Annotated in this window: 19 protein-coding genes; 10 read left to right on the forward strand and 9 right to left on the reverse strand. The window is 71.4% G+C overall.

Annotated features, from left to right (window positions below):
• The first annotated feature begins 11 nt into the window (after nt 1–11).
• Both AC07DO_RS26770 and AC07DO_RS26775 read left to right on the forward strand, forming a co-directional pair.
• Nucleotides 12–818 carry a methyltransferase domain-containing protein gene (locus tag AC07DO_RS26770; RefSeq protein ID WP_479063305.1) on the forward strand — a complete coding sequence of 269 codons (807 nt, stop codon included), beginning with the start codon at nt 12–14 and terminating at the stop codon, nt 816–818.
• A 46-nt stretch (nt 819–864) separates the two neighbouring features.
• Nucleotides 865–3108 carry an MMPL family transporter gene (locus AC07DO_RS26775; RefSeq protein ID WP_479063306.1) on the forward strand — a complete coding sequence of 748 codons (2244 nt, stop codon included), beginning with the start codon at nt 865–867 and terminating at the stop codon, nt 3106–3108.
• 15 nt (nt 3109–3123) lie between these two features.
• Here AC07DO_RS26775 and AC07DO_RS26780 read toward each other — a convergent pair whose 3' ends face one another.
• Together AC07DO_RS26780 and AC07DO_RS26785 are read right to left on the reverse strand one after the other, a co-directional pair.
• On the reverse strand, nt 3124–3702 hold the full coding sequence (locus AC07DO_RS26780; RefSeq protein ID WP_479063307.1) for an RNA polymerase sigma factor: 579 nt from the start codon (nt 3700–3702) through the stop codon (nt 3124–3126).
• Between the two features lie 103 nt (nt 3703–3805).
• A complete protein-coding gene (locus AC07DO_RS26785) occupies nt 3806–4672 on the reverse strand; it encodes a hypothetical protein (protein ID WP_479063308.1) in 867 nt (288 codons plus the stop codon).
• 203 nt (nt 4673–4875) lie between these two features.
• Here AC07DO_RS26785 and AC07DO_RS26790 point away from each other — a divergent pair, with 203 nt between their 5' ends.
• Nucleotides 4876–7611, forward strand: a complete 2736-nt coding sequence (locus AC07DO_RS26790) for an FG-GAP-like repeat-containing protein (protein ID WP_479063309.1) — start codon at nt 4876–4878, stop codon at nt 7609–7611.
• A 67-nt stretch (nt 7612–7678) separates the two neighbouring features.
• Here AC07DO_RS26790 and AC07DO_RS26795 read toward each other — a convergent pair whose 3' ends face one another.
• The 4 genes from AC07DO_RS26795 to AC07DO_RS26810 all read right to left on the reverse strand — a co-directional run bounded on the left by AC07DO_RS26795 (nt 7679) and on the right by AC07DO_RS26810 (nt 12825).
• On the reverse strand, nt 7679–9277 hold the full coding sequence (locus tag AC07DO_RS26795; RefSeq protein WP_479063310.1) for an amino acid ABC transporter substrate-binding protein: 1599 nt from the start codon (nt 9275–9277) through the stop codon (nt 7679–7681).
• A gap of 44 nt (nt 9278–9321) precedes the next feature.
• Complete coding sequence (locus AC07DO_RS26800) at nt 9322–11538, reverse strand: hypothetical protein (protein WP_479063311.1); 2217 nt, start codon at nt 11536–11538, stop codon at nt 9322–9324.
• Between the two features lie 113 nt (nt 11539–11651).
• Nucleotides 11652–12272 carry an RNA polymerase sigma factor gene (locus AC07DO_RS26805; RefSeq protein WP_479063312.1) on the reverse strand — a complete coding sequence of 207 codons (621 nt, stop codon included), beginning with the start codon at nt 12270–12272 and terminating at the stop codon, nt 11652–11654.
• A gap of 154 nt (nt 12273–12426) precedes the next feature.
• Nucleotides 12427–12825, reverse strand: a complete 399-nt coding sequence (locus tag AC07DO_RS26810; protein WP_479063642.1) for a hypothetical protein — start codon at nt 12823–12825, stop codon at nt 12427–12429.
• A gap of 451 nt (nt 12826–13276) precedes the next feature.
• Here AC07DO_RS26810 and AC07DO_RS26815 point away from each other — a divergent pair, with 451 nt between their 5' ends.
• Nucleotides 13277–13654: a hypothetical protein gene (locus AC07DO_RS26815; RefSeq protein ID WP_479063313.1), complete on the forward strand. Its 378-nt coding sequence runs from the start codon at nt 13277–13279 to the stop codon at nt 13652–13654.
• 32 nt (nt 13655–13686) lie between these two features.
• On the opposite strand, the gene AC07DO_RS26820 is transcribed toward AC07DO_RS26815, so the two are convergent.
• From AC07DO_RS26820 to AC07DO_RS26830, 3 genes are all read right to left on the reverse strand, one after another.
• Entirely contained in the window at nt 13687–14280 is a 594-nt protein-coding gene (locus AC07DO_RS26820) for a hypothetical protein (protein WP_479063314.1), read from the reverse strand.
• Between the two features lie 78 nt (nt 14281–14358).
• Nucleotides 14359–14880 carry a hypothetical protein gene (locus tag AC07DO_RS26825; RefSeq protein ID WP_479063315.1) on the reverse strand — a complete coding sequence of 174 codons (522 nt, stop codon included), beginning with the start codon at nt 14878–14880 and terminating at the stop codon, nt 14359–14361.
• A gap of 143 nt (nt 14881–15023) precedes the next feature.
• A complete protein-coding gene (locus AC07DO_RS26830; RefSeq protein WP_479063316.1) occupies nt 15024–16634 on the reverse strand; it encodes a beta-N-acetylhexosaminidase in 1611 nt (536 codons plus the stop codon).
• 193 nt (nt 16635–16827) lie between these two features.
• Between AC07DO_RS26830 and AC07DO_RS26835 the strand changes: the two genes are divergently transcribed.
• From AC07DO_RS26835 to AC07DO_RS26860, 6 genes are all read left to right on the forward strand, one after another.
• On the forward strand, nt 16828–17439 hold the full coding sequence (locus AC07DO_RS26835; protein ID WP_479063317.1) for a 2-oxo-4-hydroxy-4-carboxy-5-ureidoimidazoline decarboxylase: 612 nt from the start codon (nt 16828–16830) through the stop codon (nt 17437–17439).
• Nucleotides 17440–17589: 150 nt separating this feature from the next.
• A complete protein-coding gene (sdhC, locus tag AC07DO_RS26840; protein WP_150185849.1) occupies nt 17590–17970 on the forward strand; it encodes a succinate dehydrogenase, cytochrome b556 subunit in 381 nt (126 codons plus the stop codon).
• An 8-nt stretch (nt 17971–17978) separates the two neighbouring features.
• Nucleotides 17979–18473: a succinate dehydrogenase hydrophobic membrane anchor subunit gene (locus AC07DO_RS26845; RefSeq protein ID WP_150216612.1), complete on the forward strand. Its 495-nt coding sequence runs from the start codon at nt 17979–17981 to the stop codon at nt 18471–18473.
• A 16-nt stretch (nt 18474–18489) separates the two neighbouring features.
• The gene (sdhA, locus tag AC07DO_RS26850; RefSeq protein ID WP_479063318.1) at nt 18490–20244 is read left to right on the forward strand and encodes a succinate dehydrogenase flavoprotein subunit; all 1755 of its coding nucleotides are present in this window, start codon (nt 18490–18492) and stop codon (nt 20242–20244) included.
• The gene (locus AC07DO_RS26855; protein ID WP_479063319.1) at nt 20244–21014 is read left to right on the forward strand and encodes a succinate dehydrogenase iron-sulfur subunit; all 771 of its coding nucleotides are present in this window, start codon (nt 20244–20246) and stop codon (nt 21012–21014) included. The genes sdhA and AC07DO_RS26855 overlap by 1 nt, the downstream gene beginning before the upstream one ends.
• Nucleotides 21015–21139: 125 nt before the next feature.
• Nucleotides 21140–25633 carry a DUF6531 domain-containing protein gene (locus tag AC07DO_RS26860; RefSeq protein ID WP_479063320.1) on the forward strand — a complete coding sequence of 1498 codons (4494 nt, stop codon included), beginning with the start codon at nt 21140–21142 and terminating at the stop codon, nt 25631–25633.
• The last annotated feature ends 232 nt before the right edge of the window (nt 25634–25865 follow it).

The raw sequence follows: 25865 nt of genomic DNA on the forward strand, positions 1-25865 counted from the left end.
AGATACGACACGTGAGCCCCCAGCTGGCAGACCTCCTCGCCTGCCCCTCCTGCTCCGCCGCGGTCGAGCAGCGGACGCCGACCGCGTTCGCCTGCACCTCGTGCGGCAGGATCTCGCCCCTGGCCGACGGATTCCTCGACATGATCCAGGAGCCGGGCCAGCCCGACCCGGCGGCGCCGACCACGGCCCAGCGCCTGATGGAGAGCAAGGCGTTCGTCCGCCTCTACGAGACCGCCATGCGGCCGTTCTTCGCCCGCCTCTTCGCCGGGTTCGGCAGCCATGTGCCGGGCTACGCCGAGGAGTTCCAGGTCTACCACGACTGGCTGAAGCTCGAGGAGAGCCGGTCCGGCGCCTGGCTCGACCTGTCGTGCGGGGCGGGCTACTTCACCGACCGCCTCGCGGGCGCCATCCCCGACGCCACGGTGGTCGGCCTCGACATCTCCGTCGCGATGCTCAACAAGGCGCAGCAGGAGACCATCGGGCGGCCGAACGTGAGCCTGGTCCGCGGCGACGTGCGCGGGCTCCCGTTCAAGGACGGCGTGTTCGACGGCGTCAGCAACCCGGGGTCGCTGCACCTCTACGCGGACCCGCAGTCGGCGTACCGCGAGGTCTTCCGGCTGCTCAAGCCCGGCGGCGTCTACACGGCCAGCACGTTCGCGGAGAACGACTACCCGAGCAGCCGTCTCGGCGTGAAGCTGACCGGCATCCGCCGGACCGACCTCGGGACGCTGCCCGAGGAGCTGGAGAAGGCCGGCTTCACCAACTACCGCCTGACCAAGTTCGGATCCGCGTTCATATTCGCCGTGACCAAGCCCTGATCGACGCATCACGTGTCCGAACCTCTGTGAACGGCGGTACCCAGCCATGTCCCTCTTCCTGCGGATCACGTCCCGTCCGCGGATCCTTCTCGCGCTCACGGCACTCCTCCTCGCCGCGGCGGCCGTCATCGGCGGCGGCCTGACCGACCGGCTCCAACTCGGCGGCACCGAGGACCCGGAGGCCGAGTCGTCGCGCGCGCTCACCGTGCTGAACGAGAAGTTCCCGGCGAGCCAGCCCAATCTCGTGCTCCTGGTGCGGGGCGGGGACGACGGGCCCGACGGCGCGCGGACCGTTCGCCGTGGGAGTGCGCTGACGCAGCGCCTCGCCGGGGAAGAGGGGATCACCGGGGTCCTCGGCTACTGGCAGAGAAAGGATCCGTCCCTGCGTTCCAGGGACGGGAAGCACTCGCTGATCGTGGCCCACATCAAGGGCGACGAGACAGAGGCGGGGAAGGTCTACGACCGGATCGTGGACGAGTACCGGGGGCGGCACGCAGGGCTGGACGTCAAGCTGGGCGGCACCGTGGCCGTCCGCAACGAGGCGCAGCGGCAGACCGCCGACGACCTGGTGAAGTCCGAGCTGGTCGCGATGCCGATCGTGCTCGTCATCCTGCTGATCGCGTTCGGCAGCGTGGTCGCCGCGCTCCTGCCGTTCGCCATCGGCCTGATCGCCATCCTCGGCACCAACGCGCTCCTGGTCGGCATCACGCATCTGACCGACGTGTCGATCTTCGCGCAGAACCTGACGACCGCGCTGGGCTTCGGTCTCGCCATCGACTACGCCCTGCTGATCGTCCGCCGCTACCGCGAGGAGCTGGTCAAGCGCCCGGACCCCGGCAGGGCGCTGGCGGCCACGATGCACAGCGCGGGCCGCACCGTCCTCTTCTCGGCGTCCGTCGTCGCGGTGTCGCTCGCGGCCATGCTGATCTTCCCCATGTACTTCCTGCGCTCGTTCGCGTACGCGGGCATCTCCGTGGTCGCCCTCGCCGCGCTGGCCGCGCTCACCGTGCTGCCCGCGCTGCTCCTGCTCCTCGGGCACCGGGTCAACTCCCTCAGGGTGTTCGGCCGTCGCGGCCGCGCGGACGGGCAGGCTCCGGGGGCCGGGGCGGGCCCGGAGGCGGCCGAGCGGCGCTGGCGGAGCGTGACCGCGGGCGTCATGAAGCGCGGCCCCCTTGTCACCGTGGTGGTGACGGCGTTCCTCGTCCTGCTCGGCCTGCCGTTCCTGCGTGTCGACTTCGGCACGGTCGACGACCGGCAGCTGGGCAAGCACGCCGAGGCCCGCTCCGTGCACGACGAGATCCGGGCGTCCTTCACGAACAGCCCGACCGGCGGCATCAGCGTCCTCGCGGACGGCGCCGGGCGGGCCGAGGTCGAGAAGTACGCGCGCGGCCTGTCCCGGGTGGCGAAGGTCGACCGCGTGGACACCCCGGTCGGCACCTTCCACGGCGGGCGCCTCGCCGAGCCGGCGAAGGGCACCGGCGGCAGGGTGGTCTCCGGGACGAACTACCTGACGGTCTGGCCCGACCACACGGTGGAGGACATCTCCGCGGACAGCCAGCGCATGGTGCGGGACATCCGCGCCCTCGACGCCCCGTTCCAGGTGCGGGTCGGCGGCCAGGCCGCGATGCTCGTGGACAGCCGCCACGTCATCGGCGAACTGCTCCCCTACGCGCTGCTCTTCATCGTCGTGGTCACCATGATCATGGTGTTCCTGATGACCGGATCACTGCTGCTGCCGCTCCAGGCCGTGATCCTCAACGCGCTGAGTCTGACGGCGATGTTCGGAGCGGCGGTCTGGGTCTTCCAGGAGGGGCACCTCAGCGGCCTGCTCGGCTTCACCCCCACCGGCTTCATCGAGACCTCGCTGCCGGTCCTGATGTTCTGCCTCACCTTCGGCCTCTCCATGGACTACTCGTTGTTCCTGCTCTCGCGCATCAAGGAGCACTACGACCGCACGGGCGACCACCGCGACGCCGTGCTCACGGGAGTCGCCCGCACGGGCGGCATCATCACGGCGGCGGCCGTCATCCTCGCGGTCGTCATGGCCGGCATCGGCACGTCCCAGATCGCCCTGACCAAGATGCTGGGCCTCGGCACCGCCCTCGCGGTGCTCGTCGACGCCACCCTGGTGCGCTGCCTCCTCGTGCCCGCGCTGATGGGCGTCTTCGGGAAGTCCACGTGGTGGGCGCCGCGTTCCCTGAGCCGGTTCCGCATCAGGGAGGAGGCCCCGGAGGACGAGGACGGTGCGGAACAGGAGCGGGAGGCCGGACGCCACGCGTCCAGGACCTGACGCCGAGCCGCGGGCTCAGCCCAGCCACTCCCCCAGCCTCCGCAACCCCCGGTGCGCAGCCATCCGTACCGCGCCGGGGCGTTTGCCCAGGACCCGGGCCGCCGTCGCCGCGTCCAGGCCGACGACGACGCGGAGCAGGACCGCCTCCGCCTGGTCGCGGGGCAGGGCGGCCACCAGGGTCAGTACCCGTTCCGTGGCGATCGCTTCCAGGGCCGCCGCCGATGTGCTCGCGGGGTCCGGGAGTTCGAGCTGTTCCCGGTCGAGGGGGGCGGGGCGCGGGCGGGTCCTCAGGCGGCGCAGGTGGTCGAACGCGCGGTGGCGGGCGATCGTCGCGGTCCAGCCGCGGAACCCCGCCCCGTCCCCGCGGAACCGCCCGAGGTCCCTGGCGATCTCCAGCCACGCCTCGGCGGCGACGTCCTCCGCCGTCTCGCCGTCCGTGCCGACGAGGCCGCGCAGATAGCCGACGAGCCCCGGCTGGACCAGGCGGTACGCGACCGCGAACGCCACCTCGTCACCCTCCTGGGCCGCCGCGACGGCCCTGCCCAGCTCCTCGTCGTACGCCTGTGCTCGACGGGGTCCCCCACCCTGGCCCAACCCGCTCCCATCCGGCCCGCTCGGGCACAGGTCGCCGTGCCTGTGCCTTCACGGTCGACTGCGTCGCCGGAAGCGGAAATGTCACAGCGGGAGCCGGCGGGGATCAGACCTCGAAGAGGCCTCCGCCGCCGGGGCCGATCCGCGAGATGTCGAGCGTCTCGGCGGCCGTCGGGGCCACCGCGGAGACCGGTTCGCCGTACTCGGACATGCGCATCCTCATGGTGGTGCCGTTCTGCTCCGTGTCGACGCCGAGGAGGTACGGCTCGCCCTTCGCCGCCACGTACACCGACGTCTCGTCCCCCTCCTCCTCGTTCTCGACGAGCGGGATGACGGCCGTACCGTGCCGCCGGGTCTCGGGGAGGGCCTTGATGACGTCGTCGGGGCCCGGGCTCCCGGGCATCGCGCTGGTGAACTTGTCGAGGTCGCAGCTGTTCACCGGCATCACGCGCTGCGCGCCCCCGCCCGGCCCCGTCGGTATCTTCAGGTACTTTCCGCTCGCCAGCGCCGTCCGCTCCCGGACCCGCGCCGCGGTCTCCGGGCCGCGGCTCGCCGCCATCCGCCGGATCTCCGCGAGCGCCGCCTCGCTGAACCGCACGTACGTGGCACCGCCCGCGACCATGATGATGTCGCCGCGCTGCGCGGGACCCGCGTCGAAGGTCCCCGTGCAGTTGCTGTCGCGGTCCATGAGGAGGGAGACCTTCTGGTGGCCCTTCGGGGTGTCCATCTCGACGCCGATGCGGACGGTTTCCGTCTCCCGGAACAGCGTCATCGCCTCGGTCGCGAGCTCCCTGCCGCGCGTCTCGTCCGCGGGCACGAGCTCTTCGAGGGTGCCTCCGGCGTACGTCGCCTCGCGGTCCGTGCCGCAGGACGGGAGCCCGCCCACGGCCGCGCCCACCGCGACCACGCAGACCGCGGTCCTGCGCAGCCGCCCTCCGGCCGCCCGTGCCCCGGTCCGCACTCGTTCCGCCACCCGTTCCCCCACTTCAAGCCCCACCCGCACTCAGCACACACAACTCTCACATGACCCAGCGCACCGACCCGCCCCCGTGTCACCGCCGGGGCGTGCGGGATAGATCACGCGACAAATCGCCCGTGCCGCTACAACCATTTCCCCGCTCGGCCAGTCGTACGGACTCGCTGTGTTCACCTGAATTTCGCTGAGGGGTGGGGCAATTGAGCCCGCACAAACCGCGTCAAAAGGCGCGTACCACGCACGCGTACAGACCGCTGAGTCTCAAGCGCAGGGCGTGGCTGACGATCGGGGCCGTCGCGCTGAGCGGTGCGGGTGCGGTGACGTACGCGGTGGCCGGCCCCGGCGACGGGGAGGGCCCGGGCGTCGACCCGCGCGCCAAGCGCCCGACGAGCGTGCACGACCTCCCGCTCGAGGCGGACGGCGCGACGAAGCGGGGGCTGCCGCGCACGTCCACCGAGCTGTTCTCCCTCCTCGGCGTCTCGTGGGACGGGACCGGCGAGGAGCTGTCGGGCACGGCGCAGGTGCGCACGCGCGCCGTCGGCTCCGAGGCGTGGAGCGGCTGGCGGGCCCTGGACCTGGAGACCCATCCGGTCGAGCAGGGCGAGGGGGGCAAGCGCGCCGCGTCCGACCCCCTCTGGGTCGGTCCTTCCGACGGCGTCGAGGTCCGCGTCGTCGCGGCCGACGGGTCGGCGGGCTCCGAGCTGCCCGAGGGCCTCGAGGTCAACCTCGTGGACCCGGGCGTGACGGCCAAGGAGGCGAAGAACCCGGCGCTCGACGGCGGCACCGGCACGCCCGGCGGCAGGTCCGCCAAGGGCACCGCCATGGCTCCCGCCGCCTTCGCCGCCGACACTCCGGCCCCGACGCCCGGCCGGACGGACCCCGCCGCCCCCTCGGAGTCCGCGGACCCGACCGGCACCCCGCCGACGGACGCCGGCACTCCGCCGCCGGAACCGGACCCCACCCCGACCAAGCCGACGGCCCCGCCGTCGACGGTCACCAGGCCGCCCGTGATCGGCCGCGCGGCCTGGGGCGCCGACGAGTCGAAGGTCAAGGACCCGCCGGAGTACATCGAGAAGGTCAAGGCGGTCTTCGTCCACCACACGGTCGGCTCGAACGACTACAGCTGCGCCGAGTCCCCGTCGCTGGTCCGCGGCATCATGACGTACCACCTGGAGACCGAGGGCTGGAACGACCTCGGCTACAACTTCCTGGTGGACAAGTGCGGCCAGGTCTTCGAGGGCCGCGCCGGCGGCATCGATCTGCCGGTGCGCGGCGCGCACACCTACGGCTTCAACGGCGACTCGGCGGGCATCGCCGTCCTCGGCGACTTCGAGGGCGACCCGGCGACGGACAAGCCCGCCGGGAAGCCGAGCCGCGCCGCCCTGGAGTCGGTGGCGCGCGTGGCGGCCTGGAAGCTCGGCCAGTACGGCGGCGACCCGGCCGGCAAGGTGACGCTGACCGCGGCGGGCGACACCGGCGTGTGGAAGAAGGGCGACCGGGCGTCGCTGAACACCGTCTCCGGCCACCGGGACGGCTTCGCGACCCTCTGCCCCGGCCAGAGCCTGTACGCGAAGCTCGGTGAGATACGCCGCTTCGCGAGCGGCGCGGGCCGCAACTCCGCCGTTCCGACGGCCGACTACAACCGCGACGGCATCACGGACCTGATCGCGGGCACCCCGAAGGCGTCCTCGAACCGCGGCCGCGTAACGGTCGTCCCGGGCGGGCTCGGCGGGCCGGTCGGCGCCTCGAGGATCTCCCTGACGCAGGCCAGCGAGGGCGTCCCCGGCGCCTCCGAGACCGGTGACGACTGGGGCGCGGCCACCGCGTGGGGCGACCTGAACGCGGACGGGTACGCCGACCTCGTCATCGGCGCCCCGGGCGAGGACGACGCGGCCAACAAGGACCGCGGCGCGGTCACGATGCTGTACGGGCCGACGTTCACGTCCGGCACGGACATGCAGCTGTCGCCCGACTTCCACTACCCCGGTGCCCGGTTCGGCGCCGCGGTCGCGTCCGGCGACTTCAACGCCGACGGCAAGGCGGACGTGTTCGCCGCGTCGACGGGCACCGGCGGCTCGTGGGCGGCGCGGCTCGACGCGGAGCACGAGTCGGGCGGCAGCCTCACCTCGGGCGACACGGCCATCGCGTACCCTGACGCCGCGTCGGGCGACTTCAACCGCGACGGGTACGCGGACGTCGCGCTGACCTACCGCGACCAGGCGGGCAAGGGCAAGGTCGCCTGGTTCAGGGGCGGCCGCTCGGGCCTCAGCCGGGTCGGCGTGCTCTCCGTCCCCGGCGGCCGCTCGGTCGCCGTGGGCGACGTCAACGGCAACGGCTACGACGACCTGGTCATCGGCCAGCCGTACACCTCGGAGTCGGGTGCCCACGCGGGCGGCCAGGTCACGGTGGTCCCGGGTACGTCGACGGGCTTCACGACGACCGGCATGAAGACGGTCCACCAGGCGACGTCCGGGGTGCCCGGCGCCGCCGAGGCGGGCGACGCGATGGGCTGGTCGGTCGCGGCGGGCGACTACAACCTCGACGGCTACGCGGACGTCCTGACGGGCGCCCCGGGCGAGGACATCACCCGCGCCGACAAGAACCGCGCGGACGCGGGCACCTCCCTGCTCCTGAAGGGTTCGGCGTCCGGTCTGACCGGTACGGGCGCGCTGGCCTTCTCGCAGGACGAGCCCGACGTGCCCGGCTCCACCGAGGCGGGCGACCGCCTCGGGTCCTCGGTGACGCTGGCCGACCTGTCCGGCACCGGCCGTGCCGACCCGGCCATCGGTGTCGAGGGCGAGGACGCCGGTGACGGCACGATCCTCCAGCTGGACAGCGGGAGTTCGGGCGTTCCCGGCGCGAGCGGGGTCTACTACGGCCGTACGCTCCTCGGCACCCCGGCGGGCGCCCGGCTGGGCCAGTCGCTGACGCCGTGACGCTCCGCGCCGTTCCCCGCCCCCGTCCGGCGGGGAGCGGCGCGCACGTCGTTCCGGAGCGGGCCGGTCAGTCCGTCTCGCTGGGCACCCGGCAGTCCTGCGGCTGGGGCCTGCCCTTGGGCCAGCCGACGCCGACGATCCGCAGCTTCTCGGTGCGCGGGTCGAGTTCGACGACGGCCACGGGCTTGTCGTAGGCGTTCCCCGCGTTGGTCAAGCAGATCCAGCCGCTGGTCCCGCGGACGCGGTTGACCGCTTCGAGGCGCTGCCACATGTCGGAGACCCGCTTCAGGGGCGGCACCGTGCCCTCGGTCTGGGCGTTGGCGAGCAGCACCGCCTTGGCGATCGTGCGCGTGCCGTCGTACACCAGCATGGTGCGCGAGTCCTCCAGCGGAACGGGCCCGATGTCGCCGGCACCGCCCTTGTCGATCAGCGCGCGCAGCTTGTCCAGTTCTGCCTGGGGTTCGGTGAGGTAGGCGCGCGCCTCCGCGTCCTTCGCGCCCTTCGTGCCGCGCAGTTCCCGGTTCCAGGCGCCGGGGTGGCCCGGCGCCGCGTACTGCACCGTGACGACGGGTTCCTTGCCGCCGCCCCGCAGCCGCTCCCAGTCGCCGTCCTTCAGGTAGCGGTTGAGGGTGGCCGCGCCCGAGCCGCTGACGATCGTGTACTTCTTGCCGCGGCACTGCACGTCGGCCAGCTTCAGGGCGAAGAGCCGCAGGTGGACGGGGCGTCCCGCGAAGTAGACGTAGCGTGCCGTGGACTGGCAGATGTTCTGGGCGATGAGCGTGAAGTCGTTGCCGGTGTCTCCGGGGTCGGTGATGGACGGCGATTCGAACGTCTGGTCCTTGGGTCCCGGCGGCCCTTCCTCGTCGCGGCTGAAGGCCTTGGCGAGCGAGTTGTTGTAGATGTCGTGCGGTCGCTTGTCCCTGACGAGCACGGTCTGTTCGTCCCTGAGCCGGCCGTGGAAGCTGGCCAGCGCGTCGGCCTGCTGGCGGTTGGTCGGGATGATGCGGGCGAGGCCGGGATAGGGGTCCTTGGCGCCCCGCTCGGGGTTGGCGAGTTCGTCGGCGCTGACGCGGCTCGCGAGGACCGGGATGTGCAGGTCGTTGGTGAGGCGCGCGATGGCCTTCTTCGTGGCGTCCAGGCTGAGGTTGAAGCCGGTCACGGCGCGGAGGTTCTCCTCCTTGTCGTCCGCCATGCCCGCCAACTGGTCGACGACGCGCTCCTGTTGGGCGTACGAGTCGCCGGGGTTGGCCAGGACGAGCCGCAGCAGCGGGGTGTTCTCCTCGCGGTTGGCCCGGTACTGGGCCAGGTAGGCGCCCTGGATCTCGCTGCGCAGCTGTATGCGTTCGGCGTCGATGTCGGGCTGGAGGGGCAGCATCAGGGCCACGGTGACGTGCGGTTTGTCGCCGACGAACTCCTCGTTCTCCTTGGCGATGGCCCGGGCCACCTTGTCGATCTCCGGTGTCCCGAAGGCGTAGCCGGTGCCGTTGACGCCGACGCACTCGCCGCCGTGCTTCTCGACGCCCGTGGCGCAGCTCTCGGGTTCGCCGAACGGGGGCAGGAACACGTACAGGAGTACGCCCGCGGCCACGAGGCCGAGCAGCGTGAGGATCCTGCGCATCCAGTTGGCCAGGAACGTGTTGTACAGCCAGTTGCCGAACTGCCTCAACGCTGCCCTCCCTCTCGGTGAATGGCCCGGCCGGTCGAAGCCGGTCAGCCGAAGCCGATGTGTTCCGTGCACACGCACCGCTTCAGCGGCTGCTTGTCCTCGGCCCGGTCGCCCCAGTCGCGGGCCATGCGGATGAGGAGGGCGGCCCCGTCCGCCGCCCGCGCCACGTCGGCCCCTTCGGGCCCCTGGTGGCGCACCGCCTCGTCGGCGATCCGCGCCAGCTCCTCGCTGAGGTCCCGCAGGGGCCCGCGCAGGACGCCGGGCACGATCTCCTCCAGCGGCCGCGTCCGGTCCTCGGTGAGCCACACGGCGTGCAGGAGCCGGTCTACGTGGCGCCGCAGGGTGTCGCCGCGCACCTGCGTCTCGCCGAGGGCGCGCGCGTACCGGTCGTCGTCGACGCCGATCAGCGCGGCGTCCGCGATGGCGAGGAGCTCCTCGCACCACTCGTCGACGGGGCGGGTGCGGAAGGCGTCCGCGAGGTAGCGGGTGACGAGGTCCGCGCCGTCGGAGGCGAGGAGATGGTGCATCCGGTGGGCGGCCGCGGTGACGAACAGCGGGTCGGGGTGCCGGTCGCCCAGGTCGCGGTAGTGGCCCTGGAGCAGCGCGTGGTCGGCGTGCCAGGCGGCTCCCCGCTCGCGCAGCCGGTACAGCCGCCGCGTGAGGAGGCGGCGCAGGCCGAGGTCGCCGATGAAGTGCCGGGGGCAGCGGGGCCAGCCGGTGTCCTCCAGGAGTTCGGCGATGCGGTAGGCGTTCAGCCGCTCGGTGCGGTCCTCCTGGACCGCGCGCATCAGCGTCTGGGCGCACTCCACGTCGTGCGCGACGGACAGGTGGGTGAGCAGGTCGAGCCAGTGGCTGCGGTGTTCCGGCGGCAGTTCCTCGGGGCGCTGCCGGTCGACGAGCTCGTCGATCAGTACGTCGGCCACCGGGCGGTCGGCGACGGGGCGGCCCTGCTCGTCCTCGCCCGCGCGGACCCGGGCGTCCAGGATCGCCCAGTCGGTGCACTGCTCGGGCGTCGGGAAGACGGTGGCGGCGGTGGCCTCGCCGAGCCGGGTCACGAACCGCGGCCGGCCCCCGCTCAGCCGGTGCACACCGCTGTGGATGCGGAGCCGGACGGCGTTGTCGGGCTGGTCGTGGCCGCCCCGCAGCCGGCCGATCTCGTCCTTCTGCCGGTCACGGGTGAGCACGGGCATGCGTACGAGGAGGACGCCGCGCCACAGGGGCGCGTGGTCGGGGACGCCGCCCGGCGGACGGCTCCACTCGGGGAGCGTCCCGGTGAAGGGCTGCCAGGCCGCCATGCCGTCGTGGCTGCTGCCGGCCCGGTGGAGGAAGCGGCCGCCGTCCTCGCGCCGGGCCGTCGCGAAGACGACGAGCCGGTCGTGGTGCCCACGCTCCCGGTCCTCCAGGGCCGGTTTCACCAGGCGCCGGCCCAGGGAGCCGTCCGCGTGGTCGAGGAGCAGGGCGGGGCGCCCCACGCGCGACATGCGCCCGCGCACCCCGTGGTAGGCGGCGTCGACGTCCTGCCGCAGCGCCCGGAACAGGAACCCCTCGGCGATCCGGCGCGCCTCGCCGCCCTGCTGGAAGTCCTCGCCGAGCGCCCGCAGCCCGGCCTGCGGGTGGCCGCCCGCGCCGGGGTACTCGCCGTAGCAGGCGGCGAGCGCCGCCCTGCCCTCCGTGGAGACGCGGGCGAAGAGGCCGTCGAGCAGCGCGTTGAGGAAGGGCCCGGCGAGCGGGCTGGTGACGAGCCCCGCCAGGTACCCCACGTAGTTCCTGGCCGTCCCCTTGAGCACCCCGCGCCAGAAGGAGCCGGGCGGCAGGATCCCGTCGAGCCGTCCCACCTCGTCCACCAGGGGTGCGGCGCGGGCGAGCCGGTCACTGGCCGCCACGGCCGCGAGTCCGGCGTACAGCCGCGGCACGGCGATCCCGCCCCCGTCGCCGCCCCAGTCGCCGTACTGGAGCGCGATCTTGAGCAGCACCTCGGTCACCTCCGAGCGGCTGCCGGGCCGCTCCTCGGCCAGCTCCCGCGCGTCGGTCTGGGCGCAGTCCAGGTACGCGGTGGGTACGCGCGGCCCGAACCGCGTCCGTATGCAGCGCAGCAGCCGTCCCTTGCCCATGCCGGGTCCGCCGACGAGGAGTACGACGGGCAGGTCGGCGCCGTGGCCGTAGAGCAGCTCCCGCTTGCGCCCGGCCGCGGTCCTGCCGAGCAGCCGGGCGATCAGGCCACCGTCGTCCAGCAGCTCGTCGAATCCGAGTTCGTCAGGCACGGGCCTCTCCGTGGCCGGGTCGGCCGGTCGACACATGAGGAGCCGTCAGATTAACTGCGTGACAGTCCATTTGGGCAGACTTCACCACTCGTCGACCGCTGTCACCACCCGTCTCACGCTCTCCAGCGGGAATCAAGGGAAACGTGGCCCGCGGGCCCTGCGCACCGCGCCAACTGCTGGGCGAGACGGCGGGTCCCGCGCCGGGCCGCGGCCCGCACCGCCCCGGGCCGTTTGCCGAGGACGCGCGCGGCGGACGGCCCGTCGAGCCCCATGACCACCCGCAGCAGGACGGCCGCGCCCTGGTCGGGCGGCAGGGAGGCGACCATGCGCAGCACGCGTTCCGTCGACAGCGTCTCCAGGGCGCGGGCGACGGTGTCGTCCTGGGCCGGGATGTCGAGCAGTTCCTGCTCGATCAGCGTGCCGCGGGGTCTGCTCCGGGCCCGTCGCAGATGGTCGATGGCGCGATGGCGCGCGACGGTCACGGCCCAGCGGCGGAAGTCGGCGCCGCCGCCCTGGAACCGGTCCAGGTCACGCACGATCTGCAGCCAGGCCTCCGAGACCACGTCTTCCGCGTCGTCGCGGACGAGTCCGCGCACATAACCGAGAAGTCCGGGATGAACACGCCGATAGACAAAGGCAAAAGCGGTTTCGTCTCCCTCCCGTGCTGCTCCCAGAGCCCGAGTCAGCTCCTCGTCGTAAGCCGCTGTACGGCGATGCACCCCACCCTGCGCCACGCTCTCCTCTTCACCCCGTCGGCACGGCCCACCGTGCCCGCGCCCCGCCTGCGCCCGTTCTTCCCCGTGTTCCCCGCACCGCGGCCAACTGTGCCGCAGCCCCCCATAATTCAAGAAGCTTCGATAAGCCGTCCGCACGCCGAAGCCACCGACTTCACGCCACGTGGCGAACGCGGCCCGGCAAGGTGAGATAAAAGGTCTGGAGCGAGACTTCGGAGCCATCCGTTCCGCCTCGCTCGAGGCAATTGACGACCTTCCCCAGGGGATTCCACACCCGGCCGTCCGGCATCCGGACGCCGACGGGCTGCCCGAAGAACTGCCGCTGCTCACTGTCGAAGTCGATCCAGACGGCACCGGTCCTGCGCACGAGGACTTCCCCGACATAGGCGCCGAGCCCGAAGAGCGTCCCGGCGATCTCGGCCCGCGGCCGCCCGCCCTTGCGGAGGCCGTCGACGAGGAAGTCGACGATGCGGAGGCTGGCGACGGAGAAATCGAGCGGCAGCCGGTTCCGGGCGGTCACTTGAGCGACGAACCCCCGGGCCCGCCCCCTCATCTCCGCGGCACCGGCCACCTGTCCCTGTCTGCCCTCTCCGTCCACGACCCCACTCCTTCACGTCCACGGCCGAGAGCACACAGCGCACCCTCCACTTACCGAAGCGGAAGGCGCCTCCCCGCCATGACGGCTTCGGCCAGTGCCTCTTTTCACAGGGAAAGTGCCACGCCGCGTACAACCATCGGCACAACTGAAGCGTCCCGTACCAGCCGGAAAGGCAGCTCGATCGCACCAGGAAAACGTCCGATTTCTCCGCAGCCTGGTGGTCGCCCTTGGACGTGTTGTATAACCGGCCCGATTCAACCAGGGGTGGGGAAACATGCGGACCGAGAACATGACCGAAAACGCGATGGGGAGCAGAGAAAGCGACGGCTTGGGGGAAGTCGTCATTCCGGAAGATCCGGATGATCCGACGGTGGTCGGTGAGATATCGAACCGTCGGGTGTTAGCCGTGGGCGGGATACTGCTGAGTATCTGTGCCGGGTTCGTCGTCCTCGGATTCGTCGGCGAGGACGAGCCGGAGCGGCGTTCCGTGCCCACGGCCTCGGTGACGTACCGCGTCACCGGCACGGGCACCGCCGACGTCTCGTACGTCGCGGAGGGTGCCGCGGGGGGCGACGGCGTCGAGGCGCGGGTCGACCTGCCGTGGCGGAAGACCGTGCGCGTCCCGCTCGGCGAGGACCCCGCCCTCAGCATCCGGCTCGGCCGGCAGGGCGGCGAGGCGACCTGCGCGCTCTCCGTCCATGGGGAGCACCGGCAGCGCGCCACCGCGTCCGGCGCCCACGGACGCGCCACCTGCACCACCGAGCTCCCCGCGAAGGAGGACTGAGCACCGCTCCCGGCTGCGCCCCGCGCCCGCTCTCAGCCGCGCCCCCGCGCCCGCCGCGACACCACCGCCCGCAGCACGCGCCGTCCCTCCATGGACACGTCCAGGGCCTGCCGCAGTCCGGCCACGGGGCCCGCGCCCTTGTTGGCGAGGAGTTCCAGGATCCGTACCTGGCGGCGGAGTTCGGCCGCGACCAGCGGGGAGGTGAGGGTGGACACGGCGTCCGTGCGGCCCTCGCGGCGTGCCGCCACCGAGCGGGTGCCGTCGGCGGGCGCGGTGTCGAGGAGACGGTGCACCTGGAGCGCGGCGACGGAGCAGCCGTCCGCCCACTCCCGGATCTCGGCACCCGAAGGTCCCGGGGGGACGGCGTCGAGCATGCGCCGGGTCAGCGTGGCGGCCTCGTGGGACGTCCCGGCGCGGGGCACCGCGGCGGCCCCCTCGGCGCCGAGCGCGGAGCGCGCCTCGGCAAGCGGCTCTCTCCAGTCACCGCCCTCCGCGAGCCTCGCCCACAGCGGCCGCAGCACGTCGTCGTCACCGCCGAGCACCGGCACGCACCGGTCGAGGCAGGCGAGCCCGCTCGCCGCCAGGCCCCGCTCGTCGGCCTGCGCGATCAGCTCCACCAGGCTCATGCTGTACGTCTCCCCCGTCACGGATCCCCCGTCACGGACCCTGCGCTGCCCCTTACTGCGTGCGCCGCCCCGGGAACGTCACTGGCGCACGACGCCCAGCCGGTCGAGGAAGCGGAAGAAGAGTTCCTCCGCGGAGGGTTCGGCGTCCGCGTTCAGTACGTCGAGCAGGGGGCCCGCGGGCACCGTCCTGCCCGACTCCGCGGCCCAGGCCACCGCCCGCTGGGCGGCGTCGCGCGGCTCCAGGAAGTAGTCCTCGACGGTCAGTTCGGCGCCGCCGACGTAGCCCGCCATCGCGCGCCGCGCCAGACACGTCGTCCACGCCCCGCTCTCGGGCGCCGCCGCCTCGATGATCACGCAGGAGCTGTCCATGACGTATCCGAAGAGCGCGGGCGCGCCCGACTCGCGGGCCAGCGTGTTCATGTTGCCGACGTCGGGCGCGCCGTTGCCGTCACCGCCGTCGCCGCCCGGCACCTCCCACACCTGCCACCCGTCGGGCCGCCGGTCCAGGAGGGTCAGCTCGTCGCGCAGGCTCTCCACCGCCGCGAGCTCCACGAGCGGCCGCTCGCTTCTCCCGACGACGTAGTACCCCCAGTAGCCCATGCCGCGCCCCCGCCCTGTCCCGCGCACTCCGTGCCGCAATCTTGTCGTTCCCGGCCGAATACACCACAGATACAGGCAAGTTCGCTACCGGAAGGCAAGAATGCGGCCGTCGGACTCGGGTCCGGCCCGGGGCCGTCCCGGGGTCACCGGAGCTCGTCGGCGAGCTTCACGAAATCCTTCCAGGCCAGGGCCGGTTTCCTGGAGTCCCAGAGCTTCTGCGCGGTGGCGCGCAGCGGCATGCGGATGCCCGACGCGACCTGCTCCTGGGTCTGCGCGCCCGCCAGGTCGCCCCAGACCGCGAACGTGCCGCCGAGGATCTGGTCGTCGTACCGCTCGCTCACCGGCTTCGTGCCGCGGACGACCAGCGGGGTCCAGCTCTCGTAGATCCGCTGACCGGTCGGGTAGCGGAAGGTGTTGGGCTGGCCGAGGACGTAGTAGAGGTACTCGTCGTTGTAGTTGACGAGCTTGCGGCCCGCCTTCAGGTACTCGTCGGGTTCGCGCGCGCCGATCTCCTTGCCGGTCCAGTAGGCGACCTCGAGGTCGTCGGCGGCCCGGGTGCTGCCGCCCCGGAAGAACCCGTCGTTCCAGGCCTTCAGCTTCTTGTCGAAGGGGCGCACGGTGTCGGCGCGGTCGTTGAGCCAGCCCGTGGCCAGGTCCTGTACGCGTCCGTCGGCGCCGTAGCGCTCGCGGGCCGCGGCGGCCAGCTGCGGGTAGGACGCCTCGGGGTTCTTGACCGTCAGAGCGAGGTATTCGTCGGCGCCGAGGTGCCAGTACGCGCCGGGGAACAGCTCGGCGTACTCCTTGAGGAGATCGTCGACGATCTTCGCCGCCTCCGGTTTCGAGATGTCGACGGCGCCGCGCGTGACCGTGCCGCGGGCATCGCGGAGCTGGAGGGAGGGGTGTTCACGGATGACCGCGCCGAGGTGCCCCGGCGAGTCGATCTCCGGGACGACGGTGATGTGGCGGCTCGCGGCCAGCTTCACGAGGCCGCGGACCTGGTCCTTGGTGAGGTGGTCGGAGGAGACGATCTCGGGGTGCGAGTCCGATTCGATGCGGAACGCCTGGTCGTCGGAGAAGTGCAGGCCGAGCTGGTTGTACTTGAGATCCCCGAGCTCGCGTATGCGGTCCTCGAGCCACTTCAGGTCGAAGTGCTTCCTGGCTGTGTCGATCATGAAGCCGCGCTGCGGTTTGGCCGGGCGGTCCCGTACGACGCCCTCGGGGGCGGTCCTGCCGCCGCTCACCGCCTGCTTGAGGGTGCGGGTCCCGTAGAAGACGCCGGCCTCGGCGGGCGCGGCTATCCGCACCTGCTCGCCCTTGACGGTCAGCGTGTACGACTCGTCGCCGCCCTCGCCCTTGTCGTCCTTGCCCTGGTCGCCCTCGGACAGCGTCAGCTGTACGTCGCCCTTGCGGGGGCCGGACTCTCCCCCGTACTTCAGCTTCAGCTCGTCCGCGAGCAGCTTCGCCTCGTCGGCGAGGTCGCCGTCACCGACGACGACCCGTCCCCTGCCCTCGTCGGGGCGCCAGCCGGGGCCGCGCGCCGCGGTGTGCTCGCGCACGGCGGGGATGACGGCCGGGGCCTTGGAGAGGGCGTAGCTCCTGGAGGGGCTCGTCGAGGGCGCGGCGGCGGACCTGCCGCCCGACGGGGCCGCGCGGTCCGAGCCGTCGTGGTCGCCGCCGGGCCAGAACCCGACGGCAAGCACCACCGCTCCCGCGACGGCGACGCCGCCCGCGGCGGCGACGGGGCCGCGCCTCACCGGTCACCTCGCCGCGCCGATTCTGAAGTCGGAGGCGAGTCCAGAGTCAGAGCCATACCGCCACGCTACGACGCGTCCGCCCACCCGGCTCGTCCACATCGTGACGCCAAACTCTCCCATTCGGGTGAAATTCGCTCACCCGTCGGACAACCGTCAGCACGCCTCGATACCGTTGCGACACCCCCACACCCGTATGGCCCCACCTCTGCCGCCCCCTGCCCAGGAGCGCACGCTGCACCCGCACCAGTTGAACTCCGCCACGCCGGACGCGGCCGAATCCGCCCTGCTCACCTGCTGCGGCAGCCGCCGCTGGGCCCGCAGCGTCGCCGCCCACCGGCCCTACCCCGACCTCGAAGCCCTGCTCGCGGCCTCCGACGAGGCGGCGTACGACCTGGCACCCGACGACCTCGCCGAGGCCCTGGCCTGCGAACCCCTTGATCCTTTCGTTCCGCACCAGGGTGACGGGGGCGCTCCGTACACCACGTACACCGCGGCCCACACCGCCCTGCGCGCCGCCCACGCCGCGTACGAGAGCCGCTTCGGGCACTCCTTCGTGATCTGCCTGGACGACGTCGCGCCCGAGGAGGCCCTCGACCATCTGCTCTCCGGCATTCGGTCACGCCTCGGCAACGATCCCGAGGAGGAGAGTGCCGTCGCGGCCGAGGAGCTGCGCCACGTCGCCAGGGGCCGTCTGACCAGGCTCGTCCTCCGTCAGGCCGCGGGAAGGGGCGCGCAGACCGCGGGACACGCCGCCCACGGACAGCGATCGCAAGCGCTTCCCGATAGCCCGTACGTGCCTGTTTGATTGCCTGTTCCATCACAGCGGCGGACCCGGGGCAGGGCTACCGACAACTCGTCGATACGATGACGAGCGGCCGGTGGACCGTACCCGGCCGGGCCCGTCCGACCACCCAAAGCCGGCTGGCCCCAATCCCCGCTCCCGGAGGGTTCTGCCGTGCCGGCTGGAACGCTGTACCGCGGCCGGGAAGGAATGTGGTCCTGGGTGGCTCACCGAGTCACCGGCGTCCTCATCTTCTTCTTCCTGTTCGTGCATGTGCTGGACACCGCTCTCGTCCGCGTCTCCCCGGAGGCGTATGACGATGTCGTCAGCACCTACAAGACGCCGATCGTCGCACTCCTCGAGTACGGCCTGGTCGCCGCCATCCTCTTCCACGCGCTCAACGGCCTGCGTGTCATCGCCGTCGACTTCTGGTCGAAGGGTCCCCGCTACCAGAAGCAGATGCTCTGGACCGTCGTCGGCATCTGGGTCGTCCTGATGGTCGGGGCGCTCTACCCCGTCCTCGGCCACGCCGTACGCGAAGTCTTCGGGAGCTGATGCCGGACATGTCTGCTGACACCACGCTTGAGAAGTCCGGAACGTCCGGTATCGGTCCCGTCGAGGGCGCTTCGCTCTACGACTCCGACAACCCGGCCCCGGTCATCGAGGCGCCGCGCAAGCGCACCTCCAAGACCCCGCGCTCGACCCGCGGCAACTTCGAGATGGCCGCATGGCTCTTCATGCGCCTGTCCGGTGTCGTCCTCGTCGTCCTCGTCATCGGCCACCTGCTGATCCAGCTGGTGCTCGACGGCGGTGTCTCGAAGGTCGGCTTCGCGTTCGTCGCCGGCCGCTGGGCCTCGCCGTTCTGGCAGGTCTGGGACCTGCTGATGCTGTGGCTCGCGATGCTGCACGGCGCCAACGGTCTGCGCACGGTCATCAACGACTACGCGGAGCGCCCGAACACGCGTCTGTGGCTCAAGGGCCTGCTGTACACCGCCACGGTGTTCACCATCCTTCTGGGCACGCTGGTGATCTTCACCTTCGACCCGAACATCCGCTAAAGCCGAGGCGACTCCCGTGAAGATTCACAAGTACGACACCGTCATCGTCGGCGCGGGCGGCGCCGGCATGCGCGCCGCCATCGAGGCGACGAAGCGCAGCCGCACCGCCGTGCTCACCAAGCTCTACCCCACGCGTTCCCACACGGGCGCCGCGCAGGGCGGCATGGCCGCCGCGCTCGCCAACGTGGAGGAGGACAACTGGGAGTGGCACACCTTCGACACGATCAAGGGCGGCGACTACCTGGTCGACCAGGACGCCGCCGAGATCCTGGCGAAGGAGGCCATCGACGCGGTCCTCGACCTCGAGAAGATGGGCCTGCCGTTCAACCGCACCCCGGACGGCACCATCGACCAGCGCCGCTTCGGCGGTCACACCCGTAACCACGGCGAGGCCGCCGTGCGCCGGTCCTGCTACGCCGCGGACCGCACCGGCCACATGATCCTCCAGACCCTCTACCAGAACTGCGTCAAGGAGGGTGTGGAGTTCTTCAACGAGTTCTACGTCCTCGACCAGCTCATCGTCGAGGTGGACGGGGTCAAGCGGAGCGCGGGCGTCGTCGCGTACGAGCTGGCGACCGGCGAGATCCATGTCTTCCAGGCGAAGTCCGTGATCTACGCGTCCGGCGGCACCGGCAAGTTCTTCAAGGTGACCTCGAACGCGCACACGCTCACCGGTGACGGCCAGGCGGCCTGCTACCGGCGCGGTCTGCCGCTGGAGGACATGGAGTTCTTCCAGTTCCACCCGACCGGCATCTGGCGCATGGGCATCCTTCTCACGGAGGGCGCCCGCGGTGAGGGCGGCATCCTCCGCAACAAGGACGGCGAGCGCTTCATGGAGAAGTACGCGCCGGTCATGAAGGACCTCGCGTCCCGTGACGTCGTGTCCCGCTCCATCTACACGGAGATCCGCGAGGGCCGCGGCTGCGGTCCCGAGGGCGACCACGTCTACCTCGACCTCACGCACCTCCCGCCGGAGCAGCTGGACGCCAAGCTGCCCGACATCACCGAGTTCGCGCGTACGTACCTCGGCATCGAGCCCTACACGGACCCGATCCCGATCCAGCCGACCGCGCACTACGCCATGGGCGGCATCCCGACGAACGTCGAGGGCGAGGTCCTCGCGGACAACGAGACGGTCGTCCCGGGCCTGTACGCCGCCGGTGAGGTCGCCTGCGTCTCGGTGCACGGCGCCAACCGTCTCGGCACCAACTCGCTCCTGGACATCAACGTCTTCGGGCGCCGCGCCGGCATCGCCGCCGCGGAGTACGCCGCGAAGAACGACTTCGTCGAGCTCCCGGAGAACCCGGAGGAGCTCGTCGTCTCCCAGGTCGAGCGCCTGCGCGACGCCTCGGGCAACGAACGGGTCCACGAGATCCGCAAGGAGCTCCAGGAGACCATGGACGCCAACGTCATGGTGTTCCGCACGGAGCAGACGATCAAGACGGCCGTGGAGAAGATCGCGGAGCTGCGCAAGCGCTACCTCAACGTCTCGATCCAGGACAAGGGCAAGCGCTTCAACACGGACCTCCTGGAGGCCATCGAGCTGGGCAACCTGCTCGACCTGGCCGAGGTCATGGCGCAGTCCGCGCTCGCCCGCAAGGAGTCGCGCGGCGGTCACTACCGCGAGGACTTCCCCAACCGCGACGACGTCAACTTCATGCGCCACACCATGGCGTACCGCGAGGTCGGCGACGACGGCACGGAGACGATCCGTCTCGACTACAAGCCGGTCGTCCAGACCCGCTACCAGCCGATGGAGCGTAAGTACTGATGGCTACCCCGACCCTCGACAAGGAAGACGCCAAGCCCGAGGCGGGCTTCGCCGACTCCCCGTACATCACGATCACTCTGCGGGTGCGCCGCTTCAACCCCGAGGTCTCGGCGGACGCCACGTGGGAGGACTTCCAGCTGGAGATCGACCCCAAGGAGCGCGTCCTCGACGCCCTCCACAAGGTCAAGTGGGAGCTGGACGGCACGCTGACGTTCCGCCGCTCCTGCGCGCACGGCATCTGCGGCTCGGACGCCATGCGGATCAACGGCAAGAACCGTCTCGCCTGCAAGACCCTGATCAAGGACATCAACCCGGGCAAGCCGATCACGGTCGAGCCCATCAAGGGTCTGACGGTCCTGAAGGACCTGGTCGTCGACATGGACCCGTTCTTCCAGGCGTACCGCGACGTCATGCCGTTCCTGGTCACGAAGGGCAACGAGCCGACGCGCGAGCGCCTGCAGTCCGCCGAGGACCGCGAGCGCTTCGACGACACGACCAAGTGCATCCTGTGCGCCGCGTGCACGTCGTCGTGCCCGGTGTTCTGGAACGACGGCCAGTACTTCGGCCCGGCCGCGATCGTCAACGCGCACCGCTTCATCTTCGACAGCCGTGACGAGGCGGGCGAGCAGCGCCTGGAGATCCTCAACGACAAGGACGGCGTGTGGCGTTGCCGCACGACGTTCAACTGCACGGACGCGTGCCCGCGTGGCATCGAGGTCACGAAGGCGATCCAGGAAGTGAAGCGCGCGCTGATCACGCGTCGCTTCTGATCCGGCTTCCCCCTGTACGTCCCCGTGGGCCCCGCTCCAGTCCGGAGCGGGGCCCTTGGCGTTCCCGACCGCCCCGTGGATATCGTGAGTTCGCACAGGGAAAGTTCGCACAACGGGGGAAGCGCATGGGGGGCCACCGGCCGTCGGATTGGCATGTCCTTGATCTGGAGAAGGATCCGACGCCGGGTGATCCGCACCGGGTGCGGTCGCTCGCCAAAAACCTGCACGATTTCGCGGACGACGTCGGCCGGGTGCTGCGGGACATCAAGGGGATGGCGGGCGACGAGGCCATCCTGAAGTGGGTGGGCAAGACCGCGGACGCGTTCACGGAGAAGTTCGAGGACGCCCCGAGCAAGCTGAAGAAGCTCAAGAAGAGCTACGAGATGGCGGGCGACGCGCTGTCCGCGTACTGGCCCGAGCTGGAGCGCGCCCAGTCCCTGGCCGACAAGGCGCTGGTCAAGGGCCGCGAGGCCCAGGCCGATCTGTCGTCCGCCAAGTCCCGTCTCACCTCGGCCGATTCCTGGGTGGAGAAGGCCGGCAAGGAAGCCGACAAGTACAAGGACAAGCCCGGCGGCGGCAAGGACGTCCCCAAGCCGGACGAGGACAAGGTCCGCGCCGCGACCCGCAACGCGAACTCCGCGGAGAAGGCCCAGAAGTCCGCGCAGGGCGATGTCGACTCCGCCAAGAGCGCGCTCGAAGCGGCGAAGAAGATGGCCGCCGACGCGCGCAAGATGCGCGAGGAGGCCGCGGGCACGGCGAAGAAGAAGATCGATGAGGCGTCCGACGCGGGCATCCAGAACCGCAAGTGGTGGGAGGAGGTCGGCGACTGGGTCTCCGACAACTGGGACACCATCGTCGCCGTCTGCAAGGTCGTCGTCGCCGTCGTCGGCGTCATCGCGATGATCATCGGCGGGCCCATCCTCGCCGCCATCGTCATCGTCGCGGGTGCGATCGTCCTTGCCGACACCTTGAGCAAATACGCAAAGGGCCAGGCGGGCCTGATGGATGTGGCGTTCGCGGCGATGGACTGCGTGCCCGGCATGAAGGGCCTCACCACCGCCGCCAAACTCGGAAAGGGCCTCAAGGGACTCAAGGGCGGACTCAAGGGGTTCAAGTCCGCGCGCACCGCGGTCAAGGACGGGGCGAAGGGTGCGTACAACCGCGCCAAGAGCAAGATCAAGGGCTGCGGCGACCCGGTCGACGTCGCCACCGGCCACATGTACCTCCAGGCCACGGACGTCACCCTGCCCGGCACGCTGCCGCTGTCCTTCACCCGCCGCATGACCTCCGGCTACCGCACCGGCGGCTGGTTCGGCCCCAGCTGGACCTCCACGGTCGACCAGCGGCTCGAACTCGACGAGGACGGCGTCGTCTTCGTCACCGAGGACGGCATGCTGCTCACGTATCCGCACCCCACGGGACCGGACGCCCCCGTCCTGCCCGACGCGGGACCGCGCAGGCCGCTGGAGCGCCTGGACAACGGCGGCTACCTCATCGGCGACCCGGCCGGGGGACGCACCCTGCGCTTCGCCGCGCCGGACGACGACACGGCGCTGCTCACCCGGGTGTCGGACCGCAACGGCAACACCGTCGACATCGAGTACGGCGACGACGGCAGGCCGCTGGCCTTCCGGCACTCCCACGGCTACCGCCTCACACTCGCCGTCGCGGACGACCGGGTCACGGCTCTCGCGCTCGCGGGTGCGGGGCCGGACGGCGCGGACGTCGTGCTCAAGCGGTACGACTACACGGACGGCAACCTCACCACCGTCGCCGACTCGTCGGGCCTGGCGACGCGGTTCACGTACGACGACGAGCTGCGCATCACCTCGTGGACGGACTCCAACGGCAGCCGCTACGACTACACGTACGACGACCGGGACCGGTGTGTCGCCCAGGGCGGTGAGGCGGGCCACCTCGCCAACACCTTCACCTACGACCTGCCCGACCCCGCCCGGCCCGGCCACCGCGTCACGGAGGTCACCACCTCCGCGGGTGCCACCTCGCGCTTCGTCATCAACGACCGCTGTCTGATCGTCGCCGAGACGAACCCCCTGGGCCACACCGTCCTGCACACGTTCGACGAGCGTGACGAGGTCGTCTCCAGGACCGACGGCCTGGGCCGCACCACCCGCTACGCATGGGACGCGCTCGGCAACCTCGTCGCGGTCCACCACCCCGACGGGACCAGCAGCAGGATCGCCTACAACGAGCACAGCCGGCCCGTGGAGGTCATCGAATCCGACGGCAGGGTCTGGCGCTACACCTACGACGAGCGGGGCAACCACCTCAGCACCCTCTCCCCCGCCGCCGCGCTGACCCGGTTCGCCTACGACGAGCGCGGGCGGCTCACCTCGGTGACCGACCCGCTCGGCCACACCGCACGGATCGAGTGCGACGCGGCGGGGCTTCCCCTGCGGACCGTCGATCCGCTGGGCGGGGCGACCGGGTACGTGCGGGACGGCTTCGGCCGGCCGACGACGGTGACCGCACCATCCGGCGCCGTCACGCGCCTGGAGTGGACGGTCGAGGGCCGCATCGCCCGGCACGTCGCCGCGGACGGCGGCACCGAGTCGTGGACGTACGACGGGGAGGGCAACTGCACCTCCCACACCGATCCGGTGGGCGGCGTGTCGACCTTCGAGTACACGCACTTCGACCTCCTGTCGGCGCGCACCGGCCCCGACGGCGCCCGGTACACGTTCGAGCACGACGCGGAGCTCCAGCTGCGCAAGGTCGTCAACCCGCTCGGGCTGACCTGGAGCTACGAGTACGACCCGGCCGGGCGCCTGGTCGCGGAGAACGACTTCGACGGCCGGGTCTTCCACTACGTCCACGACGCGGCGGACCGGCTGACGGCGCGCACCCTGCCGTCCGGCGAGACGATCCGCTTCGAGCGGGACGTCCTGGGGCGCACGGTGGCGAAGGACGCGGCGGGGGACATCACCACGTACACGTACGACGACGCGGGCGACCTGGTCGGCGCGCACGGGCCGGACGTGGTCCTCACCCTGGAGCGCGACGCGGCGGGGCACATCACGTCGGAGACGGTCGCCGGGCGCACGTCGACGTACACCTACGACGCCCTGGGCCGCCGCACCGGCAGGACCACGCCGTCCGGCGCGGTGAGCACGTGGACGTACGACGCGGCGGGCAACCGCGCGGAGCTCGTCACCTCCGGCCGTCGCCTGAGCTTCACCCACGACGCCGAGGGCCGGGAGCTGTCCCGCAGGATCGGCGAGGACGTCGCCTTCACGCAGGGCTTCGACGTGCTCGGCAGGCTGACCAGCCAGGAGATCGCCGGAGCGGCGGGGCAGGTCCAGCGCCGCGCCTACACCTACCGCGCCGACGGTCACCTCGTCGGCATCGACGACCTGCTGAACGGTTCGCGCCGCTTCGACCTCGACCCGGCGGGCCGGGTCACCGCCGTCCACGCGGCGAGCTGGTCCGAGTCGTACGCCTACGACGCGGCCGGCAACCAGACCCGCGCCTCCTGGCCCTCCCCCATGCCGGGGCGGGAGGCCGTGGGCGCACGCACGTACACGGGCACGCGCATCCGCAGCGCCGGAGGTGTCCGTTACGAGTACGACGGGGCCGGGCGCATCGTCCTGCGCCAGAAGACCCGTCTCTCCCGCAAGCCGGACACCTGGCGTTACGCGTGGGACGTGCAGGACCGGCTCACGTCGGTGGTCACTCCGGACGGGACCCGCTGGCGCTACCGGTACGACCCGCTGGGGCGGCGGACGGCGAAGCAGCGGCTGGCGCCCGACGGGCAGAGCGTCGTCGAGCAGGTGGACTTCACCTGGGACGAGACCAATCTGTGCGAGCAGACCAGCCACGCTCCCGGCACGGCGGACACGGTCACTCTCACCTGGGAGCACAACGGCCTGCACCCGCTGACGCAGGCCGAGAGCAAGCGGACGTCCGACGCCGCCACCGCGACGCAGCACGAGGTCGACCGCCGCTTCTACGCGATCGTGACCGACCTCGTCGGCGCCCCGACCGAACTCCTCGACGAGCGGGGCGACGTCGCCTGGCGCACCCGGTCGAGCCTCTGGGGCGCGACCGCCTGGAACCGGGGCGCGACCGCGTACACGCCGCTCCGTTTCCCCGGCCAGTACCACGACGCCGAGACCGGCCTCCACTACAACTACTTCCGGCACTACGACCCCGAGACGGCCCGGTACCTCACCCCCGACCCGCTCGGGCTCACCCCCGACCCGAACCACGCCACCTACGTACACAATCCGCACACGTGGTCCGACCCGCTCGGGCTGACCCCCTGTGAAGACGAGATCCTTCCCAAGGGGTACACCTCTTCTCCCGCGCTGGAGAAGGACCCCTACCACCCGGACATGGTCGGAAAGCGGAGCGAGAAGAGCAGGGAGCTCTACGCCGCGACGCCGAAGGACCGTGCGGCCGAACTCGGTTACAAGACCCGAATTCCTCCGCAGCGGGCGCCTTTCCACTCCCATGGCCAAGAGGTGTTCTCCAACGGCAAGAACTACATCACTCCCGACGTCGACGGCCACAACGTCTCCGACGGCTGGAAGGTGTTCAACAAGAAGGGGCAGAGGATTGGCACCTACGACGCGGACCTCAACTACATCAAGAAGTGACGCCTTCTCGATCCAGGTGATCTCGGTGCCGTCGGCGGAGGAGGCCGCGAACGGCACCGGGGCCGTCGGCCGGATCACGGTGGGGGATTTCTCCGAGGACTTCCCGATGGACCTCTCCTACTGGAGCGCCGACGACTACCGGGACAGCTGGCTGAGCGCCCTGGGGGGGGGGGGGGAGGGGGGGGGGGGGGGGGGGGGGGGGGGGGGGGAGGGGGGGGGGGGGGGGGGGGGG

The sequence above is a fragment of the Streptomyces sp. NPDC045678 genome (assembly GCF_056432085.1).